8 protein-coding genes, 1 tRNA gene and 2 pseudogenes are annotated in these 9707 nt (G+C 63.4%); 3 read left to right on the top strand and 8 right to left on the bottom strand.

Annotation, left to right across the window (positions count from 1 at the left end; translation table 11 throughout):
• Nucleotides 1–147: 147 nt before the first annotated feature.
• Nucleotides 148–513, bottom strand: a complete 366-nt coding sequence (locus tag AWB67_RS21050; protein WP_087658159.1) for a BON domain-containing protein — start codon at nt 511–513, stop codon at nt 148–150.
• 463 nt (nt 514–976) lie between these two features.
• Between AWB67_RS21050 and AWB67_RS21045 the strand changes: the two genes are divergently transcribed.
• On the top strand, nt 977–2860 hold the full coding sequence (locus AWB67_RS21045) for a sensor histidine kinase (RefSeq protein ID WP_159964889.1): 1884 nt from the start codon (nt 977–979) through the stop codon (nt 2858–2860).
• Nucleotides 2857–3480: a response regulator transcription factor gene (locus tag AWB67_RS21040; protein ID WP_087658157.1), complete on the top strand. Its 624-nt coding sequence runs from the start codon at nt 2857–2859 to the stop codon at nt 3478–3480. The genes AWB67_RS21045 and AWB67_RS21040 overlap by 4 nt, the downstream gene beginning before the upstream one ends.
• 45 nt (nt 3481–3525) lie before the next feature.
• On the opposite strand, the gene AWB67_RS41890 is transcribed toward AWB67_RS21040, so the two are convergent.
• The 4 genes and pseudogenes from AWB67_RS41890 to AWB67_RS21020 form a co-directional block, all read right to left on the bottom strand.
• On the bottom strand, nt 3526–4008 hold the full coding sequence (locus tag AWB67_RS41890; protein ID WP_235025245.1) for a LamG-like jellyroll fold domain-containing protein: 483 nt from the start codon (nt 4006–4008) through the stop codon (nt 3526–3528).
• A 450-nt stretch (nt 4009–4458) separates the two neighbouring features.
• A pseudogene (locus AWB67_RS41885) lies at nt 4459–5748 on the bottom strand (sulfatase-like hydrolase/transferase); the annotation flags it as partial.
• A gap of 288 nt (nt 5749–6036) precedes the next feature.
• Nucleotides 6037–6417, bottom strand: a complete 381-nt coding sequence (locus AWB67_RS21025; RefSeq protein ID WP_125477632.1) for a response regulator transcription factor — start codon at nt 6415–6417, stop codon at nt 6037–6039.
• A gap of 49 nt (nt 6418–6466) precedes the next feature.
• Nucleotides 6467–7599: pseudogene (locus AWB67_RS21020) on the bottom strand (formylglycine-generating enzyme family protein).
• 186 nt (nt 7600–7785) lie between these two features.
• On the opposite strand from AWB67_RS21020, the gene AWB67_RS43005 reads away from it, so the two are divergent.
• The gene (locus AWB67_RS43005; RefSeq protein WP_268808092.1) at nt 7786–7917 is read left to right on the top strand and encodes a hypothetical protein; all 132 of its coding nucleotides are present in this window, start codon (nt 7786–7788) and stop codon (nt 7915–7917) included.
• 264 nt (nt 7918–8181) lie between these two features.
• Here the strand turns inward: AWB67_RS43005 and AWB67_RS21015 are convergent.
• The 3 genes from AWB67_RS21015 to pal form a co-directional block, all read right to left on the bottom strand.
• A tRNA-Lys gene (locus AWB67_RS21015) sits at nt 8182–8257 on the bottom strand.
• A gap of 149 nt (nt 8258–8406) precedes the next feature.
• A complete protein-coding gene (gene ybgF, locus AWB67_RS21010; protein WP_087658153.1) occupies nt 8407–9168 on the bottom strand; it encodes a tol-pal system protein YbgF in 762 nt (253 codons plus the stop codon).
• 27 nt (nt 9169–9195) lie between these two features.
• On the bottom strand, nt 9196–9705 hold the full coding sequence (gene pal, locus AWB67_RS21005) for a peptidoglycan-associated lipoprotein Pal (protein ID WP_087658152.1): 510 nt from the start codon (nt 9703–9705) through the stop codon (nt 9196–9198).
• Nucleotides 9706–9707 lie beyond the last annotated feature (2 nt).

Raw genomic sequence — 9707 nt, 5'->3', positions numbered from 1 at the left:
GTGCAGATCGGCCGGGCGATTCGGGAACTGCTCGGTGAATATGTCGAGCGGTATAACGCCGAGTCCGGCAAGAAGCTGGACAGGAACAAGGTGCTTTAATCGGCGTCCTCGGACCGGCAGCGATGGTTGTTGCCGGTCCGAGTGCGTTTATTGCCCGATCGCGCGAATCGTCAGCGCGTTCTTGACTGACGTGACGCCCGCCGTTCCCTTCGCTGCCTCACCCGCCTTGTCGATCTGCGCGGCATCGGGGACGGTGCCCGCGAGGGTCACGGCGCCGCCGTTCGCGCGGACCGTGATATTCGACGAACTCAAGCCCTTTGTCTTGGTCAGGCTCTTGCGCACGTCCTTGGCGAGCGCCCGGTTCGCCGCTTTCGACGACTTCGCGCTCGGCGCCGCCGATGTGGCGGGCGCGGCGTCGCTGGATTGTGCGTAGGCGCTGAGGATTCCCGCGTTCATCGATACCGCGACGACCAGAACGCCAGCCGCCAGCTTGAGTGGTTTCAGTGCATTCATTGCGATTCTCCTTTTCTCGTATGTTTTTCAAATGGCGCCAAGGTGCGCTGGAACGTAAAGATACCCGGTATGTCGGGTGTTGTCAGGCAACGGTATTGTCGTCGGCAATGAACCGTCTGCAGATTCGATCAGCGATCTAGCCTTTATCGCGGCAATTCGATTATTTCGCCGCCCGGAACGCGCGCCATTAGTATTCGCGACTTGTAATTTATCGAAAGCCAATCCTAATTTCGACGTATTCCGCGCGTCTGTCGCACTAGAATTGTTGTGGACAATGACCAGCGCGGCGTCCGCGCCGACAGGAGTAATGCGATGATTTCGAGGTCCGTTCGGCTTCGATCGCAGAGAGCGGCGGAGGCGCGAGACGAGCCGCTTCGGCTCGCGCGCTTCGCGCCGCATGGAGACGAATAACGTGCATCGACGCGTTCAACGTCATCGGCGTCTTCCCGGTTACTCGAGGCGCATGTTCAACGCGCTCGCGGTGGGAGTTCCCGTGCTGCTGAGCGCTTCAACCTTCGCCGACACTTCCCCCGCCGTCCGCTGGCGCGTGCTCATCATGCAAGGCGGCGATCCCTATCTGCCCTCGGCTATCGCACAGGATCGCGGAATCCGCGAAGTCTTCGCGCGCGAGTCGGACGCGACCGTCGAATTCGTCACCGAGCCGCTGCATGCGCTCGAGTCCGGCACGCCGCCGCCCGATACCGTCATCACGCAATATCTGAAAACGAAGTTTGCGCAACGCGAGCCCGACGTCGTCATTGCGCTGCGGCAACCGGCACTGGGTTTCCTGGAGCGCAACGCGAACGCGCTCTGGCCCGATGTCCCCATCGTCTTCTGCGGCATCCCCGACGACGATCTTCTGGGCCACGCGCTCTCCGCGCATGCATCGGGCGTACGGATGTCGTTCGATGTCGCGGGCACGCTCGACCTCGCGCGGCGCTTGCAGCCGAACGCCGATCGAATCGCGGTGATCGCCGGGACCTCGACGTACGATCAGGCGTGGCGCAGACGCATCGAAAGTACGGTGGCCAAGCGCACGCATGGTCTGCCCGTCACCTGGATTTCGGACGCGCCGCTCGACGGCATGCTGGAGCGCGTCGCGCAGCTTCCCGCGCGCACCATCATTCTCTATTCGAGCGTCTTTCGCGATGCGAACGGCAACACGTTCATTCCACGCGATCTCATCCGCCTCTTCGCCGATAGAGCGCATTCGCCGATCTTCAGCTTCTTCAGCACGTATCTCGGCGCGGGCATCATCGGCGGATCGATTTCGAACTGGGAGGAGCAGGGCGCGATGGCCGGCGAACTCGCACTGCGCATCCTTCGCAATGCGGGACGAAGTGCGTCGTCGATCATGCCGTCGCCGCCGTCGCCGCCGTCGGTGATGACGGTCGACTGGCGGCAACTGCAACGCTGGAATATCGATACGAGCCTGCTCCCGCCCGGCACGAAGGTGCTTTACAAGCCGGATCCGCTGTTCAAGCGATATCGCGTGGAGCTCGGCATCGGCGCGCTCCTGGTCTTCGCGCAGACCGGGCTGATCGCCTCGCTCCTGATCCAGCGGCGCCGCGCCAATCGCGCCGAACACGCCGCCGCAGAGCAGCGCAGCGCGCTCGACCAGGCGTCGCGCCTCGCCGTGCTGGGCGAACTGACGGCGGGCATCGCGCACGAGATCAACCAGCCGCTCGGCGCGATCATGACCAGCGCCGACGCCGCGCAGATGATGCTCGAAAAAAGCCCGCCGATGTCCGCCGATGCCGCGATGGTCGTCGCGAGCATCCAGCGTGCGAGCGCCCGCGCGAGCGAGGTCGTGCAGAAGGTGAGGTCGCTCGCGCGCGGCAAGCCTTTGGAACTGCGTCCGCTGCATCTGAACGACGTCGTCCGCGAAGCCAACGATCTGATGATCCGCAGCTTCTCCGATGCGGGCGTAGCCTGCGAACTCGCGCTCGCGAGCGACCTGCCGCGCATCGTCGGGGACAAGTCGGCGCTGCAGCAGGTGCTGCTGAACCTGATCCTGAACGCCATCGACGCGATGAAGGACGTGCCCGTCACGAAGCGCCGCCTGACTCTCTCGACATCGCCCGCCGGTCCGCACGAAGTCGCGCTGGCGGCGTCCGATTCGGGGCACGGGCTGTCGGAACAGGCTCAGAAACATCTCTTCGATTCCTTCTTCACGACCAAGCCGACGGGCCTGGGACTCGGCCTCACGATCGTCCGCTCGATCGTCGAAGCGCACGGCGGACGACTCGCGGCGCTCAACAACGAAGGCGCGGGCGCGACGATCCGCGTCACGCTGCGGGTCGCGGAAAGCACGGGGCAATCCCGTAAGGGAGTGCTGGAAACATGACGTCCTCGATCATCCCGATCGTCCACGTCGTCGACGATGACGACGACCTGCGCGAAGCCGTCGCGGTGCTGCTGCGCGTCGCGGGCTATCAGGTGCGCACTTACGCCGATGCCGGACATTTCCTGCTGTCGGATGCCACGCGCGCTCCGGGCTGCCTGCTGCTCGATGTGCGGATGCCCGGCGGCCCGAGCGGTCTCGATCTGCAGGAAGCGCTGGCTGAACGGCGCTCGCCGCTGCCGGTGATTTTTCTCTCAGGGCAAGCCGACGTTCCGATGTGCGCGCGGGCGTTCAAGGCGGGCGCGCTCGACTTCCTGACCAAGCCGATCAGGAAAGACGAGTTGCTTGCCGCGGTCGCGCGGGCGATCGAACGCGATCGCGAGACGCGGCGCGCAAGCGAGCGTGCAAGCGATGTCCGGTGTCTTTTCGAATCGCTGTCGGAGCGCGAGAGGAGCGTCGTCGCGGGGCTCGCGTCCGGGAAGCTCAACAAGACGATCGCGGCGGATCTGAGCCTGTCCGAGCGCATGGTGAAAACCTACCGCGCCCGCATCATGCAAAAGCTCGGCATCCGTTCGATCTCGCAACTGATCGAACTGCTGAAGCAGCCAGCGGGAGCGTCGTGAGCGGGCAGCGAAGGCTTCGGAAGAAACCTTCGCTGCCCAACGTACTTACTGCGACTTGATCGTCACCTTGGCGATCGTGCCGGTGAACGCGTTGTCCCACGGGTCATAGTCGTTCGTGACCGGCGAGTACGCATCTTCCCCGATGTTCGCCGTCTCGGCGGCGAGCGAGTAGAGCGAGCCCATCGTCTTCGCGATGCGGCCTTCGGCGACTTTCTTCCCGTTCACGTATAAGGTGCCGGTGCCGCCCTTGTGCTGGCCGCCGCCGTCGTACTTGAAGTCGTAGACGAGCGTCACGTGACCGGAAGGCAATGGGTCATGGGACTCGATCACGTAATGCTCGCGGGCGAGCCAGTTGTACGTGTACTTCGGCCTGCCGTCGACTACATACAGGCTCCAGCCGCCGAACATGCCCGCCTGCGACATGACCACGCCCTTGGTCGCGCCTCCCTTCGGAATCTCGAGCTCGGCGGTGATCGTGTGCGAGACCGACTTCGTGTTGATGAAGCTGTTCTCGGTCAGCCCGGGCATGCCGGGATACAACGTCAGCTCCTTCCTCCCGTACATGATGTCGGCCCGTCCCGCGACTTCAGGATTGAGCCGTTCGGCGCGGCGGTCGTCCAGCGGGAAGACGTTGTTCTTGCGGGCTTCCTCGATGAAGAGCGCCTGCATCTGCTCGAGTTTCTGCGGAAATTGCGCCGAGAGATCGGTGGCCTGCCCAAAATCCTCTCGCAGGTTGTAGAGCTCCCATTTGTCCTTCGAGAAGTCATCGGTGCGCAATTTGGGCTCCCACAAGGCGCTGTGGATCGTCGCGGCGAGCCAGCCGTCCTGGTAGATGCTCCGGTTGCCCGCGGTTTCCGTGTATTGCACGCGATGCCGCTCCGGCGCGTTGCCGTTGTCGAACGAGTAGCGCATGCTCACACCGGGCATCGGCAATTGCTCGACGCCGTTGACGACCTTCGGCGCCGGAATGCCGACCGCATCGAGGATCGTCGGCACGACGTCGATCAGATGCGTGTACTGCCTTCGCTTCTCGCCCTTCGACTTGATGCCCGCAGGCCACTGCACGACCATGCCCGACATGATCCCGCCGCCGCTCGAGAACGTGATGCCGAGCGTCGCCGGCGTGCTGCCCGCCATCGCCCAGCCGACGGCGTAGTTCGGATACGAGTTCTCGGTGCCGTATTCCTTCAGGCGTGAGAGGAGATAGGGCACGTCTTCCGGCGCGCCGTTGAGGCTCGACCATTCGACGAACGTGCCGTTCAGGTCACCCACCACCGACCCGCCGTTGTCGCCGAAAATGTAGAAGATCAGCGTGTTGTCGAGCATGCCGAGGCCCTTGAGGCCATCGACCAGGCGGCCCACCTCGAAGTCCGCGCTCTCGGTCAGCGTCGCATAGACCTCCATCTCACGCGAAAAAACCTTCTTCGAATCCGCGTCGAGCGAGTCCCATTTCTACACTGTGTCCGGATTCTTCGCGATCTTGGTGCCCGGCGGCACGATGCCCAGCTTGATCTGCCGCTGCAGCGTTTCCTCGCGCAGCTTGTCCCAGCCCTGGTCGAACTTGCCCTTGTACGGATCGCGCTCGAACCAGTCTTTCGGCGGTGTGTGAGGCGGGTGGCTCGCGCTCTGCGCGTAATACATGAAGAACGGCCGGTCGGGCGTGAGCGAATGCGTCGCGCGGACCCAGTCCAGTGCCTTGTTCGTCAGGTCGCGATTGAAGTGGTAGTTCGGATCGCGCGGCGTGGCGATGTAGGTCGTCCCGTCGACCAGATTCGGATGAAACGACGACTGCTCGCCCGCGAGATAGCCGTAGAACTTGTCGAAACCGCTGCGGGTCGGCCAGCGGTCGAACGGGCCGCTGATGTTCACCTCGTTGTCCGGCACTTCGTTGTTCTTGCCGAAGTAGCTCGTGAGATAGCCCCAGCTTTGCAGCATCGTCCCGACGGTCGAGATGGTGAGCGGCCGGATGCCCGAGTCGCCCGGATAGTTCGTGTTGGTGCCCGTCACGCCCGCCATGCTGTTCTGATGCGAGTTGCGTCCCGTGAGCAGCGCGACGCGGCTCGGCGAGCAAAGCGGGTTGACGTGGAAATTGGTGTAGGTAAGGCCATTGGCGGCGAGGCGGTCCATCGTCGGCGTGTGGATCGGTCCGCCCATCGTCGACGGATCGGAGTAGCCCGCCTGGTCCATCAGGATCACGAGCACGTTGGGCGCGCCCTTCGGCGGCTTCACGACGAAGCGTTCCGGCGGCTTGACCTTGCGCCAGTCCATCTCGGTGATGGGCGCCTGCGCCGGCGGCTGGATCGGCAGGACTTCGCCCATCTTGTAATTGCCCTGCGGCACGCCTTGTCCCCAGCCGGGCAGCGCCAGGCTCAGCGTCAGCGCGAGTCCGAGCGTGATCTTGCCTGCGAGCCACGCGATCGATGCACGCTGAGCCTTTCGTGTGGGTGGAGGCGGCGCGGCGCGCCCGTGTTCATCGAGCGAGTGACTATCGATCATGGCGTTCTCCTTTCGCTTGATTGCGATGGTTCAGCATGAGGTGCTGCAAAACGAGCGGGCCTAGTCCTTTTCTTCTGCTTTCGCGCGGTCGAGCGCTTCGCTTAACGCCGCGCCGCCGAACGGCTTGCGCAGCAACTGCGCGTGCAGTTTCGAGCTTTCGATCCGGTAACGTTCGTCGTCGTGGCCGGTAGTGAAGACCACGGGCCAGTCGCAGCCGCGCGCCCTGAGCTGGCGGACCATGTCCGTGCCCCTCATGCCCGGCAGATGGATGTCGACCAGCATGCAGCCCGCGCCTTCGAACGTGGCGTCGCTCAGTGCGCGTTCCGCGGACGCGTACTCAATCGGCGCGTACCCGAGTGTTTTCAGCAGCACGAGGAGCGCGTTGCGCATGTCGCGATCGTCCTCGACCAGCACGATGCGTCGTTCCGGAAGTGACTCCAATGTCGTCTCCCCGCAGCGCTTTCACAGTGGCTTTGATCGTGCTCGTGTGTTAGTTGGCCGTTCCCTGGCGCGCTTCCCACGCGGACTGATCCATCGCCAGCCTGATCCGAGATGCGACATGCCGTTCATCGGATCGGTGCCGCGCCGGGCACTCATGCGATAGCTGGTGCAATAGGTGTCGCTGCAGAGGAACGAGCCGCCGCGTGTCACGCGTAGCGGCGCATGGGCCGTCGGACCGAGTTCGGGGTCGAAGCTGTCTTGCGGGCCGGCGGGATTCGTCGGGACTTTCGACGCAGTCGCTTCGATGCGGAACGCGTCCGCCCGATACCAGTCGCCGACCCACTGCCAGACGTTGCCGGCCATGTCGTAGAGACCGTAGCCATTGGGCGCATGGCGTCCGACCGCCGACGTGCCGACCTGCACCTTTTCGTTCGATTTCGCCACGACGGGGAAGGGGCGTGCGGCGTCGTCCCAGGTGTTGGCCATCCTGCGTCCGCCGGGCGCGAACTCGGCGCCCCACGCGAAATCGGCCTGTTCCAGACCGCCGCGCGCGGCGTATTCCCACTCGGCTTCGGTCGGAAGGCGTTTGCGCGCCCACTTCGCATAGGCCTGCGCGTCCTCGTACGACACCTGGACGACCGGATGCGCCTCCTTGCCGACGATATCGCTGCCCGGACCCTCCGGATGCTGCCAGTTCGCGCCGGGGACGTATTTCCACCAGCGCGTGTAGTCGTTGAGCCGGACCGGCTGGTCGGTGCCGGAGAAGACGAGCGCGCTGGGGACGAGGAGGCTGTCGTCGGGTGCGGGCGTGCCGGGCGGCGCCTGTACTTTGAGCTCTTCTCAGGCAGGTTTGCGCTCGGCGGTCGTGACGTAGCCGGTCGCGACAACGAACCGCGCAAATTCGGCGTTCGTCACGTCGTATCGATCGATCCAGTACCCGCCGAGGCGCACGCGGTGCGCGGGGCCTTCGTTGGGCAACGCGTCGCGATGATCGCTGCCCATGACGAAATCGCCGCCGGCGATCCAGACCATGTCGGCGGAACCGGTCCTGCCGTCGCCGAGCGTCAGCGGCGCGGGGCCTCGGTTGTTGTGATAGACGGCGAACGCCGACCCGATGCCGACGAAACCCGCGAGCAGGATTGCGAGGGCGGAATATCGTTTTGTCGATGACGAGCACGGCATGGTGGGTCCTTTGCGTGTCGGCTGGGTTTTCGATGGCGATGCTCGGGGAAATGGGCCTACGAATCAAATGATCGTGCTTGGCGCACGCGTTCGTGATGGCGATTGGGGAAGGAGGGCGTTCCCTTTTGGGGAAGTGGGGTATCTTTGCGGACTTGCGCCTTGATATCGATTTCCCGGCAACAAGCGATGGATCACAAGGCACAGGCGGTGGCCTGGCGCGGGCGACTGAGCAAGCGTTTGGTCTGCGATAGTGCGCGCGAAATCAACAACAAGATCACCGATGATGCAGGACTGCTCCTCTCTGGTTGGCGTCTTTAATTCCAGCGCCGTTTTTTGCACACCGATACGGGCTAACGATAATCCAAAGATCACTACTGGATTCAGTCAGTCGGCGCGGTTGTCGCCGTGCTAATCGCCGTGGCCGTGGCGTGGTATCAGAACCATCACGCGCGTAAAGAAACAGAGGCCGAAATTGCAGGTATCACGCGCACCGATCGCGAAGATTCACATCGCCAAAGTGAACCCGGCGTACCCCATCGCAAACGAAAAAGGCCCCCGATTGCGCGGGAGCCTTCATGTCTTTGGTAGGCCGTACGGGATTCGAACCTGTGACCAACGGATTAAAAGTCCGCTGCTCTACCAGCTGAGCTAACGACCCAAAGAGCCGAAATTATAGTCACGCGCCCGGCTGCCTGTCAACCGGGACGGACCTCGGCGCACCGCGAATGTCCATAAGAAAAGGCCTGCAGCGGCGAAGCTGCAGGCCTTTCTTTCAGCGAGAGGCGCGAGTTCGAAGAGAAGCTCGCCTTACTTCACCTGCGACATCCTGCTCTGTGCCGTCTGCGCGGTTTCGGTGCCGCTGTATTGCGAGATGATCTGCTCCAGCGTCTTCTTCGCAGCGGCTTTCTGACCCTGTTCGATCTGGTTGTTCGCGATTGCGAGCAGCGCTTCAGGCGCCCGCGGATGCGTGGGATAGGCCTTCACCAGATTCTGCCAAATCGCCGTCGAGCCCTTGTAGTCGCGCTCCGCGTACAGCGCGTTGCCGAGCCAGTACTGCGCGGTCGGCTGATACGGGCTTTGCGGAAACTTCGACACGAACGTCTTGAACGACGCCGCGGCGTTCTTGAAGTCGCCGTTGCGGAACTGTGTCGACGCCGCGTTGAACGCTTCCGTCTCGCCTGGTTGCACGGTGCCCTGCATGCCATCGACCGTCTGCTGCTGCGGCTCGAACTTTTTCATCCGGGCATCGAGGTCGGTGTAATAGTCTTTCTGCTGCTTCTGCACTGTGGCGAGCTGATTGGACATGTCCTCGTTCTGGCCTCGCAACGTCGCGACCTGCTGATTCAACTGGTCGATACGATTCGATTGATCGAGGATGGTGCGCTGTGCTGCGGACAACTGGCTCGACAGGCTGTCCGTTTTCGTGCGCAGGTCGAGCACGGCCTTGCGCGCTTCGTTGTCGTCGAAGACACCCGCGTGCGCGGGCGAAACGACGAGCGCCGAAGCGGCTGCACTCGCGACCACGCAAGCTGCTGCGGCAACGCGCAGCGAGGGAAAGCGATACAACATAGGGCGACTCACCCGTGACTGGTTACGTTACTGTTGATAAACGAGATCGGCGCGACGGTTCTGGGCCCACGATGCTTCGTCATGACCCGTCGCCGTCGGCTTTTCCTTGCCGAGGCTCACGGCTTCCATCTGCGTATCGGCGACGCCCATCAGGGACATCGCGCGACGCACGGCTTCAGCACGCTTCTGGCCGAGCGCGAGGTTGTACTCGCTCGTGCCGCGTTCGTCGGTATTGCCCTGGATCAGGACACGACGCTCCGGATGGCCTTTCAGGTACTGCGAGTGCTGTTGCACGAGCGGCTGGTAGTCGTCGCGCACTGCGTAGCTGTCGAAATCGAAATAGATGCTGCGCTTGGCGAGCGGGCTGTTCGGATCGTTCAGCGGATCGACGTTGACGGTGGTCACGTCGTTCGGGTTCGGTTGAGTGGCGCCGCCGGCGCCTTTGTTCGCGCCTTCATCGAGCTTCACGCCCGAATGACAGGCGGCGAGCGCACCGACCATCGCAATTGCAAAGCCGACACGAAGTTTTGACATCATGG

This window comes from Caballeronia terrestris (assembly GCF_001544515.1).
Lineage (GTDB): Bacteria > Pseudomonadota > Gammaproteobacteria > Burkholderiales > Burkholderiaceae > Caballeronia > Caballeronia terrestris.
Note: the sequence above shows the minus strand (reverse complement) of the source record. Positions and strands in the feature narration are given on the sequence as shown.

What these genes read in the sequence shown, in the direction of transcription:
- AWB67_RS21050 (WP_087658159.1), bottom strand. Translation starts at nt 513, where the DNA reads ATGAATGCACTGAAACCACTCAAGCTGGCGGCTGGCGTTCTGGTCGTC.
- AWB67_RS21040 (WP_087658157.1), top strand. Translation starts at nt 2,857, where the DNA reads ATGACGTCCTCGATCATCCCGATCGTCCACGTCGTCGACGATGACGAC.
- AWB67_RS21045 (WP_159964889.1), top strand. Translation starts at nt 977, where the DNA reads ATGTTCAACGCGCTCGCGGTGGGAGTTCCCGTGCTGCTGAGCGCTTCA.
- AWB67_RS43005 (WP_268808092.1), top strand. Translation starts at nt 7,786, where the DNA reads ATGGATCACAAGGCACAGGCGGTGGCCTGGCGCGGGCGACTGAGCAAG.
- ybgF (WP_087658153.1), bottom strand. Translation starts at nt 9,168, where the DNA reads ATGTTGTATCGCTTTCCCTCGCTGCGCGTTGCCGCAGCAGCTTGCGTG.
- pal (WP_087658152.1), bottom strand. Translation starts at nt 9,705, where the DNA reads ATGATGTCAAAACTTCGTGTCGGCTTTGCAATTGCGATGGTCGGTGCG.
- AWB67_RS41890 (WP_235025245.1), bottom strand. Translation starts at nt 4,008, where the DNA reads ATGCCCGGGCTGACCGAGAACAGCTTCATCAACACGAAGTCGGTCTCG.